The following is a 16,263-nucleotide window of genomic DNA, read 5'->3' on the forward strand; positions in this document are numbered from 1 at the left end:
GCGTTTTATCCATCCGGGAGCAGGCAGTTTATACTTGCGCCCAGTCCAGCGCGTTCCAGTCCGGCAAGAACTGATCGCATACCCGGCGCAGGGCGGGGGCATCTGCGCCGCTGGTAGTGTCCTGAATGCCTACCAGATAAAAACCGGCATCGTGGGCGGTCTGGGCGGCGTAAAGGGCGTCCTCGCACACGGCGCACCCGGCGGGGTCTGCGCCGCCAAGGCGGTGCAGCGCCTCCATAAAGGGCGCGGGGCTGCTTTTGCTCATAGCGCCCCGTGCTTCGATATAAAAATCAAAGTATTCGTCCACCCCAAGGCGGGTCAGCACGGTGCGGCACTGGCTGCTCCGTGTATTGGAGCACACGCACATCCGTGCGCCCTCGGCCCGCAGCCGGGCAAGGGTGTCCCGCACGCCGGGCTTCAGCTCCACCTTTTCGTACAGGGCGGCGATCACCTTGTACATCACGTCCCGGTAGCTGTCCATATCCAGCGGCAGCGCATACTCCCGGATAAGATACTGTGCGCCGTCCTCCATGCCCATGGTCAGCAGGGTCTCGTGCAGGTCTGCCTTCGGGGTGCGGCCAAAGCGCGCCAGCAGCGCCTCCGGGGCACTCTCCCACACCACCACCATGCTGTCGGTCAGGGTGCCGTCCATATCAAAGATCCATTGTTTGCAGTGCATACTTTCCTCCTGTTGTGCGCCCCTCCGGGCGGCCTCTATACTTATCTCCGGCTAGTATAGCACGAAACTTTCACAGGAAAAAGGCATGATATCCGAAAATTCGGGAGAATTTTCCGCAAAAGTATGGTATAATTATAACAATATCGGAAATACCGGGAACGTGCACGGGAGGGTTTGATATGGAACGCAGAGATCCCACGCAAAAGGCGCTGGTGCTGGCAGGCGGCGGTGCGCGCGGCAGCTATCAGGTGGGCGTCTGGCGGGCTTTGATGGAGCTGGACTGGCACCCGCAGATCATCACCGGCACCAGCGTGGGCGGGCTGAACGGTGCCATGTTCGTGCTGGACCTGTACGAGACTGCCCGGGATATGTGGCTGACCATCCGCAGCCGGGATGTGATGGAGCTGCCGGAGGAAAACGCCGACCTTTCCGCCCTGCACCAGTTTCTGCGCCGGGTGGTAAAGGAAGGCGGCATGGACGTGACCCCGCTGGAGGAGATCGTGGAGCGGGTGCTGGACGAGGACGCGCTGCGGGCGGCGCCCATCCGGTTCGGCATCGTGACGGTGGAGCAGCGCGGACTGCGCCCCCGGGAGCTGACGCTGGAGGATATTCCCGCCGGGCAGGTGCGGGACTACCTGATGGCTTCGGCGGCCTGCTTCCCCGCATTGCGGGCGCGGCAGATCAACGGGGTCAAGTTTCTGGACGGCGGGTACAGCGATAACATGCCCACCGGCCTTGCCAAGACCATGGGCGCAGAGGAGCTGGTCTGTGTGGATCTTGAGGGCGTGGGCATCACCCGCCCCAACCTGACCGGCCTGCCCACCACCATGATCCGCAGCTACTGGGAACTGGGCGATATCCTCCACTTCGACCCCGACACCGCAAAGCGCAACATGGAGCTGGGCTATTACGACACCCTGCGCGCCTTTGGACGCATCCGGGGCTGTGCCTACGCGGTGGACAGCGGCGCGGACAGCAGCGCCGATGCCGAAGCCTTCCGCACAGCCTTTGACGCAGTGCAGAAGGAGGTGCGGGAGAAGTACCCTGTTACCCTTACCGCCGATGCCGCTTTGCTGCTGGCGCGGATGAAGGACGCCCAGCTTGCCCCGCTGGAAGCCGCCGCCGAGGACGCCGGGGTAGACCCCACCCACTTCTACACCACCCGGACGCTGGCCGAGGCGTTTCTGACAGCGTGCGATAAGGACCGTATGGAAAGTTTTACCCCGCTGTTTACGGGCAGCAGCACCGCCGGGCAGGCGGCGCTGGCCGCGTTGCTGCCCAATACATTCTTACAGGCACTGGTGTGGCGCACTTTGACCGCATCGGCTTTGCCGGAGGTGACAGAAGATGAAGGTTTATAAAGGCGTATCCGCATCCCCTGGGCTGGTGCTGGGTCAGGTGAGCCGACTGGAGCACCACGTGGAGACCTTCAGCCACGGGCCTTTCAACCCGGAGCGGGAGCTGCAGCTGCTGGCAAATGCCGTGCACACGGCGCAGAAGGAACTGGACTCCATGGCGGAGCGCGCCGCCCCCACCGAGCAGGCCATCTTTTTGTTCCAGAGCATGATGCTGGACGATGAGGGCATGATGAACGAGGTGCGCTTTTGCATCAATGCGGGCATCAGCGCCTCGGCGGCGATGCATCAGGTAGGGCAGCGCTACGCCGACCAGCTGGCCAACATGAAGGATAACCCCTATATGCAGCTGCGCAGCGTGGATATTCTGGACGCCACCCGCCGGGTGATCAATATCCTGAACAACCGCCCCCGGGTGTGGCTGGCGCTGGATCATCCGGTGATCCTTGCCGCCGACCGGCTGATGCCCACCGACCTGTTCAGTGTGCCCTCCGGCATGATCTTAGGTGTCATCACCGCCGAGGGCAGCGGCCAGAGCCATGCCGCCATCATTGCCCGGGCAATGAACATCCCGGGCATCATGCAGGTGGGCAAGGATTTTCTGGACGACTGCGACGGACGCACCGTCATTCTGGACGCAACCAACGGCAACTGCATCCTTGACCCGGACGCCGCAGCCCGCCAGCAGGCGGAAGCCAGGATCTGCCAGCTCCAGCGCGAGGACGCGGAGATGAAGCAGCTGCACAGCCTGCCGGACGAAACGCGGGACGGCGAACCCTTTGAGCTGCTGGCCAACTGCTTCGGCCCGGAGGATATCGACACCGCCATGCAGTCCGGTGCCAAGGGCGTGGGGCTGCTGCGCAGCGGCTACATGATGCTGCCCGGGCGCATTCTGGACGAGCAGGAGCAGTATTTCTTCTACTGCTCCTGTCTGGCAGCGGCAAACGGCTGCCCGGTGACCGTGCGCACCTTCGACTTTGGCTCTGACCGCACCGTGGCCGATGCCAATCAGGGGCCGCAGTCCTCTAAGCTCGGCCTGCGCGGCATCCGCAACAGCCTGCGCCAGCCCCAGCAGTTCCAGACCCAGATCTGCGCCCTGCTGCGCGCAGCCGCCCGGGGGCCGCTGCGGGTGATGTTCCCCATGGTGACCGATGTAGAGGACTGGGACGCCGCCATGAGCATCGTGGAGCACTGCCGCCAGAGCCTGCAGGAGCGGGGCGTGCCCTTTAACGAAAACACCCAGTTCGGCGTGATGCTGAGCATCCCCGCCGCCTGCCTGACCGTGGAGGACTTTGTAGCCCACGGCTGCGATTTTCTGGTCATCGGCACCAACGACCTGACCCAGTACACCCACGCCGCCGACCGGGAGCTTGCCAGCGCAGAGCACTACTACCGCCCCGCCAGCCCTGCCATGAAAAAGCTGATCACCATGGTGATGGATGCCGCCAATGCGCACCACGTCCCGGTGACCATCTGCGGCCTTGCCGTGGGCAACCCCGCCAACACGGCGCAGTACCTGCACCTTGGTCTGCGCAGCTTCTCGGTGAGCCCGCAGAACCTGCTCAAGGTAAAGCGAGCCCTGCTGGACACCGATGCCCACCCGGATGCAGGGGAAAACAACTGAGAAAGTTTTACGAAGCGTAATATAATGCGAAGTAATAAGGCATCTGTATCCTTTCGTGCTGCCAGAAAGGGTACAGATGTCTTTTTTCAACGACAAGTGAACTGCGCTGATGGCAGCGGTTTGGATTGAAAAAAATCGGGTTTGTGGTATAATGTCAAAGATAATATCCTATTTGAGGAGAACAAGTATAATGTACAAATCGATTGAACTTTTTGCCGGAGCAGGCGGGCTTGCTTTGGGATTGGAGCAAGCTGGTTTTGAACATATTGGACTTGTTGAGTTCAATCGTGATGCCGCTGAAACCTTGAAGAAGAACAGACCCAATTGGAATGTTCTTTGTGAAGATATTGCACAAACAGCAGAAAGGGATTTGGAAAAAGAATTTTCCATAAAAAAGTATGAACTGGATTTGCTGTCGGGTGGCGCACCCTGCCAATCGTTCAGTTATGCGGGCAAGCGGCTGGGACTTCAAGATGTGCGTGGCACAATGTTTTATCACTATGCTACTTTTTTACACAAGCTTCAGCCCAAAATGTTTTTATTTGAGAATGTAAAGGGGTTGCTGTCGCATGATAGTGGCCGAACCTACAAAACAATTCTTGGTATTTTTGAGGATGAGGGCTATACCACATATCATCAAGTGATGAACGCTTGGGATTATGGCGTACCGCAAAAAAGAGAACGTCTCATTACAATTGGCATCAGAAACGACCTTGTAAATAAAGCCTATTTTGAATTTCCCAAAAAGCACGACTATAAGCCCGTAGTCCGAGATATTAAACTTGATGTTGCACCTCCTTCAACAGAGTGCGCAAAATATTCTGAAAATAAAGCTGCTGTTTTTGCCTTGGTTCCTCCGGGTGGCTATTGGCGCAATATCGACCCCACGATTGCTAAAGCCTACATGAAAACTTGTTGGGATATGGAAGGTGGACGAACCGGTATTTTGCGTAGGTTGAGTCTTGATGAACCGTCTTTGACTGTTCTTACGAATCCCGGCATGAAGCAAACTGACCGATGCCATCCACTTGAGGTAAGACCTTTTTCTTACCGTGAAAATGCTCGTTTTCAGACATTCCCAGATGAATGGGAGTTCTGCGGCAAACTTTCGGAACGGTATAAGCAAGTTGGTAATGCTGTACCTGTCAATTTAGCAAAAGAGATTGGATTGAGTATCAAGTCAACATTGGAGGAGTTATAATGTCTTGGCCGCTGACCTTCATTTCCGAAGCAGATTTCAGGAATCATGTGATTGCTACCATTGAGAAGTACGGCGAAAAGCTTGATTCTTACGATATACGCAGGTTTAACAGCAATATTGTTGACCCTGTCAAGCTTATTTTTGATAAGATGGTATATCGTTCCACATGGGAAGAAATTGTAAAGAACGAAATTTTCCGTCAGCGGGATAAATCCAATAATAACGATATCGGATATTTTCATCAGCGCATTTTTCAGTATATGGATAAGTGCCATGTTCCACCAAATGGAAAAGAAGGTGGCTGGGATGTGATTTTTCAAGACCCGGATGGGATTCTGTTGGCAACGGGAGACCGCGTGCACACCATCTACGTCGAGATGAAGAACAAGCACAATACCATGAATGCTGCCGCTGCTGGCAAGACATATATCAAAATGCAGAATCAGCTGCTGCAAGATGATGACTGTGCCTGCTATCTTGTGGAAGCAATCGCCAAGCGTTCGCAGGATATAAAATGGGAAACCACGGTAGACAAGAGAAAAGTGTCGCACCGGTTGATTCGCAGGGTTAGTCTGGATCGGTTCTATGCACTGGTTACAGGGCAGGAGGACGCTTTTTATCAGATGTGCATGGTGTTGCCCGATGTTATTGAATCGGTAGTGAATACCGCAGATATCCGTATTCCGCATGATACAGTCATGCAGGAACTGCAAGAAATCGCAGACCAGAAGGGCATTTCGATTGCAATGGCATTTTATATGCTGGGCTTTTCTACTTATAACGGATTTACAGAAAAATAATAAGAGGCTGTTGCACAAAATCCTGTGCAGCAGCCTTTTATTGTTTATTACTCCAGATTCCCCGTCAGGGTCATGACGGCAGAGAGCACCGCCAGCGGGGCGGTCTCGCAGCGGAGGATGCGGGGGCCAAGGCCCACCGTTTTTGCCCCGGCGCACGCGGCCATTTCGGCCTCCTCGGCGGCAAAGCCGCCCTCTGCGCCGGTCACGATGGCAAGGCGCAGCTTCTGCCCGTCGGCGGGCTTTGCTTCGGCCAGCAGCTGGCGCAGGGGTGCGCCGCCGCACTCGTAGCAGAACAGCACCAGGTCGTACTGGTCAAAGCTGCGGCACACCGCCCCGAAGTTCGGCAGCGGCAGGGCTACGTCCGGCAGAACGCCCCGGCCGCACTGCTTGGCGGCTTCCAGCGCAATGCGGTTGTAGCGCTCGTTCTTCTGCTCCTCCTTTTTGGGTGCAGCCACGCAGTAGCGGCTGAAGAAGGGTACGATGTGGGCAGCGCCCAGCTCCACCCCGTGCTTGATGATCTGTTCCAGCTTGTCCTGCTTGGGATAGCCCGCCAGCAACGTCACCTCCACGGTGGGCTCGGCGGCGCTGGGGTAGCCCGGTTCTACGGCAAAATCCACCCTGTCCTCCCCAAAGCCGGTGATGGTGGCGGTGTACTCTACGGCGTTGCCGTCGCAGAGGATGACGGTATCTCCCGGCTTTGCCCGCATCACCCGGGCAAGGTGATGGGCGTCCGCACCCCGCAGGGTGGCGGTGCCGTCGGCAATTTCAGTGGTAAAGTAGCGGTGCGGCATACTGTACGCTCCTTCTTACAATATTTGAATCTCAGGCCTTTTTGCAGACGATGCACTCCCAGCCGCGCTTTTCCTTCACTTCCACCACGGCAAGCCCAGCCTTTTCCAGCCCGGCGATCACCTCGTCCTTGCGGCTGTCGATGATGCCGCTGGCAATAAAGGTTGCACCCTCGGCCATCAGGCCGGGCACGGCGGGGGCAAGGCTGAGGATGGCGTTGGCCACGATGTTGGCGGTGATGATATCATAGGTGCCGCTGGCCTTATCGGACAGGTCGCCCACCAGCACGGTGAGCTTATCCTGCACGCCGTTCAGGGCGGCGTTCTCCCCGGCGGTGCGCACCGCCACGGGGTCGATGTCCACGCCCTCGGCGCTGGCAGCGCCCAGCTTGAGGGCGGCAATGGCAAGGATGCCGCTGCCGGTGCCGATATCCAGCACCCGCTCGCCGCCGCGCACCTGCTCGTCCAGCGCTTCAAGGCAGAGACTGGTGGTCTCGTGACCGCCGGTGCCGAAGGCAAGGCCGGGGTCAAGGATCAGCTTTACCCGGTCGGTGTCGTACTGCTGCCACGAGGGCACCACAGCCAGACGGCTGCCGATCTCCATGGGGTGGTAGTATTTGCGCCAGCCGTTCTGCCAGTCCTCCTGCTCCACGCCCTCGGTCTCCACGGTGTAGGGGATGCCGGCGGCTTCCATGCGGGCGGCGATGAGCGCCAGCGTTTCCACCTGAGAAGCGCCCGGCTCCAGATACAGATGGATGATCACGGTATCCCGGGGCTTGTCCAGCAGCTCCTGCTCGATCAGGTCCACATGGGCGATCTCGGCCACCTGCTGCTCGATGTCGCTGTAATCCTCGATGTAGATGCCGCCCTCGGCGATCAGGGTGGCAACGGCTTCGGCGTTTTCGGCATCAGCCTTGGCCACGGTCAGGCGGATATCGGTCCATTCCATAGTACAAGTCTCCTTTTTGTATCCTGGGGTGTATCTGAAAAGTCGAAAATTTAGTCTATTTCTACAAGCGCAGCTGGATTTTGCGTTAAACAGCCTTGAAATCCACAAAGGATTCCTGCGGCTATTTGCCTTAAATCCCGCTTGTGCTTGCGAAATATTCGTCATTTTCTTTGTTTTCAGATACACCTTAGCCCTTCCGGCAGCGCCGGAGGGAAAAATTCTGTCACCTGTATAGTACCCGATTCTGCGCCCGGATGCAAGCCCCCCGGCAAAACCGGCGGCGCTGCCGCCCGAAAAGGCGCACAGATTGACTTTCGGCAGAACATCCGGTATGCTATACAGGACAGGAAAAAATGTGATGCTGCGCAAAGGAGCATCGGAAAGGGATCTTTATCGTATGTGTACCAAAACCTTCACATGGCGGCTGCTCACCGGCCCCGAGCTGACCGCGGTGTATCTGAACGAGATGCGCCGGGACTTTCCCGCCGGGGAGCTGAAGCCTTTGAGCATGATCCTGACCAGCGAAGCGGAGGGCACCGCCCACACATGGGGCGTGTTTGACGGCGACACGCTGGCGGCTTATCTTTTGATGGTGCGGCCGGAGGGCTGCCGGGTGAGCCAGCTGGATTATTTTGCCGTAGTGCCCGCCTACCGCGCCCACGGCATCGGAGCACAGCTGCTGGCACAGCTGCCCGCCCAGGAGGGCGATGCCGAAGCGATCCTCATCGAGGCCGAGATGCCGGAAAAGGCCGAGGACGCCGCTATGGCCGTGCGGCGTCTGGGCTTTTACGCCCGCTGCGGCGCATGGGACACCCACTACACCGAGCATCTTTTTGACGCATGGTTCCGCATTCTGGTGCTGGACTGCCCGGGCTGCGCCTCCCTTGCCCCAGAGACTGTGGTAGAGGCGCTGGCCGACTGCTACCGCCGCACCATCAGCCCCACCCAGTGGCAAAAGCACGTTCAGTTCTTTGCCCCGGACGGCAGTGTGTGCAGGTAACCAAACCATCAGATGCGCAGGACGCGGAGGAAGCTGCCATGAGTGAATTTTCACACCTGAAAAACAAGCTGTTGGCCGAGCAGGTGGAGGACCAGATCTACCATTATATTCTGGACGAAGCGTTGGAACCGGGGGCAAAGCTGCCCAACGAGTTTGCGCTGGGAGAAAAGTTCCGGGTGGGGCGCAGCACCATCCGCGAAGCGGTGAAACTGTTGTCCAGCAAGGGCATCGTGGAGGTGCGGCAGGGCTCCGGCACCTATGTGGTGACCACGGTCAAGGGTCTTTCCGACCCGCTGAACCTGCGCAGCGTGCAGGACAAGAACGCGCTGGCTTTTGATCTGGTAAACGTCCGTCTGCTGCTGGAGCCGGGCATTGCGGAGATGGCGGCGCAGAATGCCACCCCGGAGGACATCGAGCGGCTGCGGCGGCTGTGCGAGCGGGTGGAGAACAAGATCCACAGCGGCGAGCGCTACATCGAGGACGACATCGCCTTTCACACCTGCATCGCCGAGAGCAGCAAGAATCTGGTGGTGGGGCAGCTGATCCCGGTCATCGACACGGCGGTGATGATGTTCGTGAACGTCACCCACAAAAAGCTCATTGATGAGACCATCATGACCCACCGCATGATCACCGAAGCCATTGCCAACCACGACCCCATCGGCGCAAAGGCTGCCATGGTGATGCACCTGAACTTCAACCGCAGCTACATCAAAAAGGTCTACGATGGCGAGGACCCGGATGACGGCACCATCGGTATGGCGGCGTATGTCATGGATAAGAAAGAGGACTGAACCCTCTCCAGCTCCCCCGAAAGGGGGAGCTTTTTTCGTTATCATCAGAGGAAAGAATACTTTTGATGGGGAAAGCTAGCGGCAGCTCACCCCTTCCGTCTGCTCACTTCGTTCGCAGCCACCTTCCCCAAGGGGACGGCTTTTGGTGATGCCGGGAAAGTTTCTCGTTACCTTTGATACATTAGTGACAGGGCTAACGGCGTGCGCCCTCTCAGTCAAAGCCTACGGCTTTGCCAGCTCTCCCTTCGGGAGAGCTGGCGCAGGAGCGCCTGAGAGGGCGTCCCCTCGGTGGAGCTGTCGCGCCGCAAGGCGTGACTGAGAGGGTTCTTTCAAAGTCATCAGATGACTTTTCCTCCGCGTTTTTCTCAAAAGCCGCTTTGACGGCTGATTTTGGGCAAAATTCGCCCGGATTTGGGCAGTGTGCATGATGTATCCCAGAGTTTTTGCACAAAAAGTAGGACATACCCGTGACAACTTGCAAAGAGACGTCTGCGGATTTACAATAAAGCCACAAAAAGGCCCAACAGAAAAAAGGACAAAAGCAAGCAGTATTTGGAGGTATGGATATGGAGTTGCGCTCACAGGAAGTCCGCACTTTAGCACCCGAGAATGACCCGCTGAAGATGGGTATGGGCTGGAAGGTCGATGACCTTGCAAAGCCCCAGATCATGGTGGAGAGCACCTTCGGCGACAGCCACCCCGGCAGTGCCCATCTGGATCAGTTCGTCAAGGAGGCTGTGCAGGCGGTCAACGAAAACGGCGGCAAGGCTGCCCGCTACTTTGCCACCGATATGTGCGACGGCATTGCACAGGGTCATGACGGCATCAACTACTCGCTGCCCCACCGTGACGCCATTGTGAATCTGGTGGAGGCACAGGCAAACGCCAGCGTCTACGATGGCGGCGTGTTCATCGCCAGCTGCGACAAGTCCGTGCCCGCCATGCTGATGAGCATCGGCCGCCTGAAGGACATGAGCGCCATCGTGGTCACCGGCGGCGTCATGGAAGCCCACACCCTGCCCAAGGAGTATGTGGTCAGCGACCCCGCCTGCGCCATCAACGAGCTGCTGACGCTGGAGCAGATCGGCAAGTTTGATGCATGGGAGAAGACCGGCGTCATCCCCAACAGCCAGCTGGACTACTACAAGCACAACGCCTGTCCCAGCTGCGGTGCCTGCTCCTTCATGGGCACTGCTTCCACCATGCAGATCATGGCCGAGGCACTGGGTCTGATGCTGCCGGGCACCGCCCTGATGCCCGCCACCGCCCCGGAGCTGAAGCAGGCCGCCTACGATGCCGGCAAGCAGCTGATGGAGCTGGTCAAGAAGGGCATCACCGCCAAGGATATCGTGACCAAGAAGAGCTTTGAGAACGCCATCATGGTGCACGCCGCCATCTCCGGCTCCACCAACGCCACCATGCACCTGCCCGCCATCGCCCACGAGTTCGGCATCGAGATCGACGCCGACACCTTTGACCGGATGCACCGCGGCGCACACTACCTGCTGAACATCCGTCCCTCCGGCGACTGGCCCGCCCAGTACTTCTACTATGCAGGCGGCGTGCCCCGGGTGATGGAGGAGATCAAGTCCATGCTGCATCTGGACGTGATGACCGTCACCGGCAAGACGCTGGGCGAGAATCTGGAAGAGCTGAAGAAGAACGGCTTCTACCAGCACTGCGATGCCATTCTGGCGGAAAAGACCGCCGGTTTTGCCCGTCCGGTCAGCCGCGAGGATATCATCCATAGCTTTGATCACGCCAAGGGCACCGACGGCAGCATCGCCATCCTGAAGGGCAACCTTGCCCCGGAAGGCTGCGTCATCAAGCACACCGCCTGCCCCAAGAATATGTTCGAAGCCACCCTGCGCGCCAAGCCCTACGACAGCGAGGAGGCGTGCATCTCCGCTGTGCTGCACGGCGAGGTAAAGCCCGGCGACGCCATCTTTATCCGCTACGAGGGCCCGCGCGGCAGCGGTATGCCCGAGATGTTCTACACCGGCGAGGCCATCTGCGCCGACCCGAAGCTGGCTTCCAGCGTAGCGCTGATCACCGACGGCCGCTTCTCCGGCGCAAGCCGCGGCCCGGTCATCGGCCATGTCAGCCCGGAGGCTGCGGTGGGCGGCCCCATCGCACTGGTGGAGCAGGATGACCTGATCCAGATCGACGTCCATAACCGCAAGCTGGCCATTGTGGGCGTGAAGGGCGAGCCCAAGACCCCCGAGGAGATGGACGCCATCCTTGCCGAGCGCCGCGCCAACTGGAAGCCCAAGGCTCCCAAGTACACCAAGGGTCTGCTGAAGCTCTACTCTCAGCACGCTGTCAGCCCCATGAAGGGCGCATACATGGAGTAAACCGCTCCACATAAACAACAAGAAGTAAACTGCCCGGCGGGTTTTGCCGGACGGCTTGGATAAGTGCAGCCAAAAATCACGAAACGGAGGAAATTTCTATGACAGCAGTTGCAACGCCCGATGCGGCACGGCTGGTATTTGCTGCCTGCGTGACCCGGTCACGGAAAAGCGGGCGGCGTATGGGGTATACTGATGCTGTCAGTAAAAACACAACACCCATTCAGGAGGGAAAAAATATGGCAGTCATCAACATTACCAAGGAAAACTTTGCACAGGAAGTGCTCCACAGCGAAAAGCCGGTACTGCTGGACTTCTGGGCCAGCTGGTGCGGCCCCTGCCGGATGCTGAGCCCCGTGGTGGACGAAGTAGCTGAAGAGCGCACCGATGTAAAGGTGGGCAAGGTGAACGTGGACGAGCAGCCGGATCTGGCGGCGCAGTTCGGGGTGATGAGCATCCCCACCCTGCTGGTGTTTGAGCAGGGCAAGCTGGTGCGTCAGGCTGTGGGCGCACGCCCCAAGGCAGGTGTGCTGGAGCTGCTGGGCTGAATACAAGAAAAGGCACCCTGAGGGTGCCTTGACAAAAAGCGGCGATGCTACTATAATAAAAACAGAGGAAAGGCACTGGCTGTAGATGTGGTCAGTTCCTTCCCGGGATTATGTCAAAAGATTGACCGCTCGGTTGGGGAAGAACAGAGGCGGTCAATCTTTTTTGTTTTTGAAACAATGCTTTGCTTTGGGTCTGCTCCGAAAGACATCCCGCGAAATCATCCATGTCACCTGAACGACACCAATGATGACGGTAGCCAGAAGGTTCAGTACACTGAAAACAATATTTAACAAATCCATAACGGATTCCTCCTTTCGGTATCCTGTAAGAACATTCAAACCGTCCGGAGGAACACAAAAAATTGAGCACCCCCCGGACATTGGATGCCGGGAGGAACTTGACCACCTGCAACTACAGCGCAGTGCCTTTCTTTTTATAGAATAACATAAACCGGTTAAAAATACAATACGCGCAAACAGCAAAGCGCCCGCCCTATGGTTCGAGCAGAACCACGGGGCGGGCGCTTATTTTATATGGAGTTCAGAAGAAAAATGCGACTTTCAGCTTACAGCTGGGGGCCTGCGGAGACCAGAGCCTTGCCGTGCTCGTTGCCCTCGTACTTAGCGAAGTTCTTCACGAAGCGGCCGGCCAGATCCTTTGCCTTCTCTTCCCACTGAGCGGCATCTGCGTAGGTGTCGCGGGGATCGAGGATGGCGGGGTCGACACCGGGCAGAGCGGTGGGAACCTCAAAGTCGAAGTAGGGGATCTTCTTGGTGGGAGCCTCGTTGATGGCACCGCTCAGGATGGCGTCGATGATGCCGCGGGTATCCTTGATGGAGATGCGCTTGCCGGTGCCGTTCCAGCCGGTGTTGACCAGATAAGCCTTTGCGCCGCTGGCCTTCATCTTCTTGACCAGCTCCTCAGCGTACTTGGTGGGGTGCAGCTCCAGGAAAGCCTGACCGAAGCAAGCGGAGAAGGTGGGGGTGGGCTCGGTGATGCCGCGCTCGGTGCCTGCCAGCTTTGCGGTAAAGCCGGACAGGAAGTAGTACTGGGTCTGCTCCGGGGTCAGGATGGAGACCGGGGGCAGAACGCCGAAGGCGTCAGCGGACAGGAAGATCACGTTCTTTGCTGCGGGAGCAGAAGAAACGGGACGCACGATGTTGTTGATGTGGTTGATGGGGTAGGACACACGGGTGTTCTCGGTGACAGACTTGTCAGCGAAGTCGATGTGACCCTCGGCATCCAGAGTGACGTTCTCCAGCAGAGCGTTGCGCTTGATGGCGTTGTAGATATCGGGCTCGGAGTCCTTATCCAGGTTGATGACCTTAGCGTAGCAGCCGCCCTCGAAGTTGAACACACCGTTGTCGTCCCAGCCGTGCTCGTCATCGCCGATCAGCAGACGCTTGGGATCGGTGGACAGGGTGGTCTTGCCGGTGCCGGACAGGCCGAAGAAGATGGCGGTGTTCTCGCCGTTCATATCGGTGTTGGCAGAGCAGTGCATGGAAGCAATACCCTTCAGCGGCAGGAAGTAGTTCATCATGGAGAACATACCCTTCTTCATCTCGCCGCCGTACCAGGTGTTGACGATGACCTGCTCCTTGCTGGTGATGTTGAACAGCACAGCAGTCTCGGAGTTCAGGCCCAGCTCCTTGTAGTTCTCGACCTTAGCCTTGGAAGCGTTGTAAACAACGAAATCAGGCTCGAAGTTCTCCAGCTCCTCAGCGGTGGGACGGATGAACATATTGGTAACGAAGTGTGCCTGCCAGGCCACTTCCATGATGAAACGCACTGCCATGCGGGTATCCTTGTTGGCGCCGCAGAAAGCATCCACGACGTACAGGCGCTTGTTGGACAGCTCCTTCTGAGCGATCTCCTTGACAGCCTTCCAAGCCTCCTCGGAAGCGGGGTGGTTGTCGTTCTTGTACTCATCGCTGGTTCACCACACGGTGTCCTTGGAGTTCTCGTCCATCACGATGAACTTATCCTTGGGAGAACGGCCGGTGTAGATACCGGTCATCACGTTCACAGCACCCAGCTCGCTGACCTGACCCTTCTCGTAGCCTTCCAGCTCGGGCTTGGTCTCCTCTGCGAACAGCTGCTCGTAGGAGGGGTTGTGCACGACTTCAGTCGTGCCGGTGATGCCATACTTGGTAAGATCCAACTTTGCCATATTTGCGTACCTCTACTTTCGTTTGATCCTTACATAACTCTGTGTGAGGTGTATCTGAAAACAAAGAAAATGACGAATATTTCGCAAGCGCAAGCGGGATTTAAGGCAAACAGCCGCAGGAATCCTTTGTGGATTTCAAGGCTGTTTCACGCAAAATCCAGCTGTGCTTGTAGAAATAGACTAAATTTTCGACTTTTCAGATGCACCCTAGGAGATGCAGCGCCATTTATGGTACGGACACCGCATAAGGGGGAGACAGCACAGAACGGTGCAATGCAAATTCTCCTGTCTATCATTATACACAAAAGCTTTCCAAAAGCAATAAATGGAAGGTTCTGTTTGCAAAAAAGAAACAAATTTCATAAACAGGCTTTCCCACATAAAGTAATTTCACGAAACCCGGCAGGGATGCAGACTGTGAAAAATAAGGCGGGACGGGGAAAAACCGACATTTTGATAAAAGTTTGACAAACCGGGATGCAAGGTGGGACCCCCGACCCCGGTGGGGCAAAAAACACAGCAGACAGCTCTTTGGTGCAAGACCGAGAAGATGTAAATGAGCACAAAAAAATAAGATGATAGTTGAAAAAATAAAGCAGTATGGTACAATAAATCTAGAGAGGACTCTCCGAGAAACAGAAACCAACATACCGAAAGAGAGGAAGTGCTTTTCTATGAAAAAGATCGCCCCGATCCTGCTGGCCATGGTTTTGGCCCTGACCCTTTGCCTGGTAGGCTTTGCGGATGCAGAAAGCTATGACGATGATCCATTGGAAGAAACGGCGGCTTCCACGTCCGAGGAGGCCTTGGAGGAGGCAGAGCCGGTTCCTGCCAGGAGCAGTGAGTGCGACGCTTGTGGGAAAATGTCTTGCGTAACCCCAAAAAAAGACACATTTGAGACCGGACCGGAGGAAGTAAAATGCATCCATTATCCCCACGGGACGGACGAAGTCTATTATCAGCATGCTACGTATTACCAGGTCTGCGGTTCCTGCGGATACAAGTCCGGCACATGGACTGTGGACGAGGGAGAGTCGCTCCGGTACTGCCACGGGTGGTCGGCGACAAAGCACTGAGTTCCGGGGAGAGCGATTTTTGTACGGCTAAATGGAGAGGCCCCTGTAGCAGGGTGCCGCTGACAGTTTCAAGAACTTGTGAGAAACAGCAGCCCAGAGCCCTGAAAACAGCTTTGGGCTGCTGTTTTTGCCCTTTTTTGCAATATTTTGGCCAGAAGAAACGTTTTAGTGGTAAAGGGACCTTACTTATGCTATACTGGTTCTGTATATAGATGATACTTTTCCCCCTTTGCCGGGGGCTGACATAAGGGAAACTGCCATGAAAACCATCTACATCCTGCTCACCCGCTCCGGCACGCTGCTGTCCAAACTGGTCTATGCTGCCACCGGCGCCAGCTATACTCACGCTTCTATGGCCTTTGATGCAGAGCTGAGTTGCCTATACAGCTCCACCCGCAAAAACGGCTACACCATGTTCCCGGCGGGTCCCAGCAAAGAATACCTGAACAAGGGCGTTTTCCGTCTGCGGGACGACGCCCCCTGTGCGCTGTACACGCTGGAGGTGTCCGACGAGGCCTATTTCCGCGCCCTGCACTGCGCCGAGGAGTTCATGCGTCACAGCGAGGAGTACAGCTTCAACACGCTGGGGCTGATCTTGTGCGGGCTGCATATCCGCTGGCAGCGCCGCCACCATTATTTCTGCTCCCAGTTCGTCAGCGAAGTGCTGGAACAAAGCGGTGCGCTGGCGCTGCCCAAGGACAGCACCCTGATGCACCCCAACGACTACACCCTGCTGCCCCAGCTGAAGTGCCTGTACAAGGGACGCTTGGCCGACCTGCCCCAGCGCAAGGCGATGGATCTGGGCGAGACGCCCTCGATGGTCAGCATTTATACCGGACTGCTGGTGGAGCTGCTGCAGCGCCGGGCGCAAAGGTTTTTTGAGTGATTTTTCTGTATAATACTGAAATTTCCGCTTTTTTGAGCGCT

At 57.2% G+C, this 16,263-nt stretch carries 14 protein-coding genes and 1 pseudogene; 10 read left to right on the forward strand and 5 right to left on the reverse strand.

Translation table 11 applies throughout. The features are described 5' to 3' along the window. Positions 1-28: 28 nt before the first annotated feature. Positions 29-679 (reverse strand): HAD family hydrolase, encoded by a 651-nt coding sequence (locus tag ACXPUX_RS01920; RefSeq protein ID WP_458829605.1) that lies wholly within the window; start codon positions 677-679, stop codon positions 29-31. Between the two features lie 179 nt (positions 680-858). Between ACXPUX_RS01920 and ACXPUX_RS01925 the strand changes: the two genes are divergently transcribed. The 4 genes from ACXPUX_RS01925 to ACXPUX_RS01940 all read left to right on the forward strand — a co-directional run bounded on the left by ACXPUX_RS01925 (position 859) and on the right by ACXPUX_RS01940 (position 5,659). Further along, positions 859-2,040: a patatin-like phospholipase family protein gene (locus ACXPUX_RS01925; protein ID WP_458829607.1), complete on the forward strand. Its 1,182-nt coding sequence runs from the start codon at positions 859-861 to the stop codon at positions 2,038-2,040. Further along, positions 2,027-3,658 carry a phosphoenolpyruvate--protein phosphotransferase gene (locus ACXPUX_RS01930; protein ID WP_458829608.1) on the forward strand — a complete coding sequence of 544 codons (1,632 nt, stop codon included), beginning with the start codon at positions 2,027-2,029 and terminating at the stop codon, positions 3,656-3,658. The genes ACXPUX_RS01925 and ACXPUX_RS01930 overlap by 14 nt, the downstream gene beginning before the upstream one ends. A gap of 190 nt (positions 3,659-3,848) precedes the next feature. Further along, a complete protein-coding gene (locus tag ACXPUX_RS01935) occupies positions 3,849-4,859 on the forward strand; it encodes a DNA cytosine methyltransferase (RefSeq protein WP_458829610.1) in 1,011 nt (336 codons plus the stop codon). After that, positions 4,859-5,659, forward strand: a complete 801-nt coding sequence (locus ACXPUX_RS01940; RefSeq protein ID WP_458829612.1) for an Eco47II family restriction endonuclease — start codon at positions 4,859-4,861, stop codon at positions 5,657-5,659. The genes ACXPUX_RS01935 and ACXPUX_RS01940 overlap by 1 nt, the downstream gene beginning before the upstream one ends. Positions 5,660-5,706: 47 nt before the next feature. Here the strand turns inward: ACXPUX_RS01940 and ACXPUX_RS01945 are convergent, their stop codons facing one another. Together ACXPUX_RS01945 and prmA are read right to left on the reverse strand one after the other, a co-directional pair. Beyond that, the gene (locus tag ACXPUX_RS01945) at positions 5,707-6,450 is read right to left on the reverse strand and encodes an RsmE family RNA methyltransferase (protein ID WP_458829614.1); all 744 of its coding nucleotides are present in this window, start codon (positions 6,448-6,450) and stop codon (positions 5,707-5,709) included. Between the two features lie 31 nt (positions 6,451-6,481). Then, on the reverse strand, positions 6,482-7,396 hold the full coding sequence (gene prmA, locus ACXPUX_RS01950; protein ID WP_113991790.1) for a 50S ribosomal protein L11 methyltransferase: 915 nt from the start codon (positions 7,394-7,396) through the stop codon (positions 6,482-6,484). 397 nt (positions 7,397-7,793) lie between these two features. Here prmA and ACXPUX_RS01955 point away from each other — a divergent pair, with 397 nt between their 5' ends. From ACXPUX_RS01955 to trxA, 4 genes are all read left to right on the forward strand, one after another. Beyond that, positions 7,794-8,396, forward strand: coding sequence for a GNAT family N-acetyltransferase (locus ACXPUX_RS01955; RefSeq protein WP_458829616.1), 603 nt, complete (start codon positions 7,794-7,796; stop codon positions 8,394-8,396). 38 nt (positions 8,397-8,434) lie between these two features. Continuing rightward, positions 8,435-9,190 (forward strand): FadR/GntR family transcriptional regulator, encoded by a 756-nt coding sequence (locus tag ACXPUX_RS01960; RefSeq protein WP_458829618.1) that lies wholly within the window; start codon positions 8,435-8,437, stop codon positions 9,188-9,190. Between the two features lie 572 nt (positions 9,191-9,762). Next, positions 9,763-11,544 carry a dihydroxy-acid dehydratase gene (gene ilvD, locus ACXPUX_RS01965; RefSeq protein WP_458831131.1) on the forward strand — a complete coding sequence of 594 codons (1,782 nt, stop codon included), beginning with the start codon at positions 9,763-9,765 and terminating at the stop codon, positions 11,542-11,544. 179 nt (positions 11,545-11,723) lie between these two features. Continuing rightward, the gene (gene trxA / locus ACXPUX_RS01970) at positions 11,724-12,089 is read left to right on the forward strand and encodes a thioredoxin (RefSeq protein WP_458831133.1); all 366 of its coding nucleotides are present in this window, start codon (positions 11,724-11,726) and stop codon (positions 12,087-12,089) included. A 153-nt stretch (positions 12,090-12,242) separates the two neighbouring features. On the opposite strand, the gene ACXPUX_RS01975 is transcribed toward trxA, so the two are convergent. Beyond that, positions 12,243-12,389 carry a hypothetical protein gene (locus ACXPUX_RS01975; protein WP_458829620.1) on the reverse strand — a complete coding sequence of 49 codons (147 nt, stop codon included), beginning with the start codon at positions 12,387-12,389 and terminating at the stop codon, positions 12,243-12,245. A gap of 266 nt (positions 12,390-12,655) precedes the next feature. Next, positions 12,656-14,260, reverse strand: a pseudogene (gene pckA, locus ACXPUX_RS01980) (phosphoenolpyruvate carboxykinase (ATP)). Positions 14,261-14,934: 674 nt separating this feature from the next. Between pckA and ACXPUX_RS01985 the strand changes: the two are divergent. Then, complete coding sequence (locus tag ACXPUX_RS01985) at positions 14,935-15,336, forward strand: hypothetical protein (RefSeq protein WP_458829622.1); 402 nt, start codon at positions 14,935-14,937, stop codon at positions 15,334-15,336. Between the two features lie 259 nt (positions 15,337-15,595). Continuing rightward, positions 15,596-16,222 carry a hypothetical protein gene (locus ACXPUX_RS01990; protein ID WP_458829624.1) on the forward strand — a complete coding sequence of 209 codons (627 nt, stop codon included), beginning with the start codon at positions 15,596-15,598 and terminating at the stop codon, positions 16,220-16,222. The last annotated feature ends 41 nt before the right edge of the window (positions 16,223-16,263 follow it).

The sequence above is a fragment of the Faecalibacterium sp. PGM34 genome, assembly GCF_054456555.1.

Coding starts and splice junctions, on each gene's coding strand:
- ACXPUX_RS01925 (WP_458829607.1), top strand. CDS start 859: ATGGAACGCAGAGATCCCACGCAAAAGGCGCTGGTGCTGGCAGGCGGC.
- ACXPUX_RS01945 (WP_458829614.1), bottom strand. CDS start 6,450: ATGCCGCACCGCTACTTTACCACTGAAATTGCCGACGGCACCGCCACC.
- ACXPUX_RS01955 (WP_458829616.1), top strand. CDS start 7,794: ATGTGTACCAAAACCTTCACATGGCGGCTGCTCACCGGCCCCGAGCTG.
- ACXPUX_RS01960 (WP_458829618.1), top strand. CDS start 8,435: ATGAGTGAATTTTCACACCTGAAAAACAAGCTGTTGGCCGAGCAGGTG.
- trxA (WP_458831133.1), top strand. CDS start 11,724: ATGGGGTATACTGATGCTGTCAGTAAAAACACAACACCCATTCAGGAG.
- ACXPUX_RS01940 (WP_458829612.1), top strand. CDS start 4,859: ATGTCTTGGCCGCTGACCTTCATTTCCGAAGCAGATTTCAGGAATCAT.
- prmA (WP_113991790.1), bottom strand. CDS start 7,396: ATGGAATGGACCGATATCCGCCTGACCGTGGCCAAGGCTGATGCCGAA.
- ACXPUX_RS01935 (WP_458829610.1), top strand. CDS start 3,849: ATGTACAAATCGATTGAACTTTTTGCCGGAGCAGGCGGGCTTGCTTTG.
- ACXPUX_RS01975 (WP_458829620.1), bottom strand. CDS start 12,389: ATGGATTTGTTAAATATTGTTTTCAGTGTACTGAACCTTCTGGCTACC.
- ACXPUX_RS01985 (WP_458829622.1), top strand. CDS start 14,935: ATGAAAAAGATCGCCCCGATCCTGCTGGCCATGGTTTTGGCCCTGACC.
- ACXPUX_RS01930 (WP_458829608.1), top strand. CDS start 2,027: ATGAAGGTTTATAAAGGCGTATCCGCATCCCCTGGGCTGGTGCTGGGT.
- ACXPUX_RS01990 (WP_458829624.1), top strand. CDS start 15,596: ATGAAAACCATCTACATCCTGCTCACCCGCTCCGGCACGCTGCTGTCC.
- ACXPUX_RS01920 (WP_458829605.1), bottom strand. CDS start 679: ATGCACTGCAAACAATGGATCTTTGATATGGACGGCACCCTGACCGAC.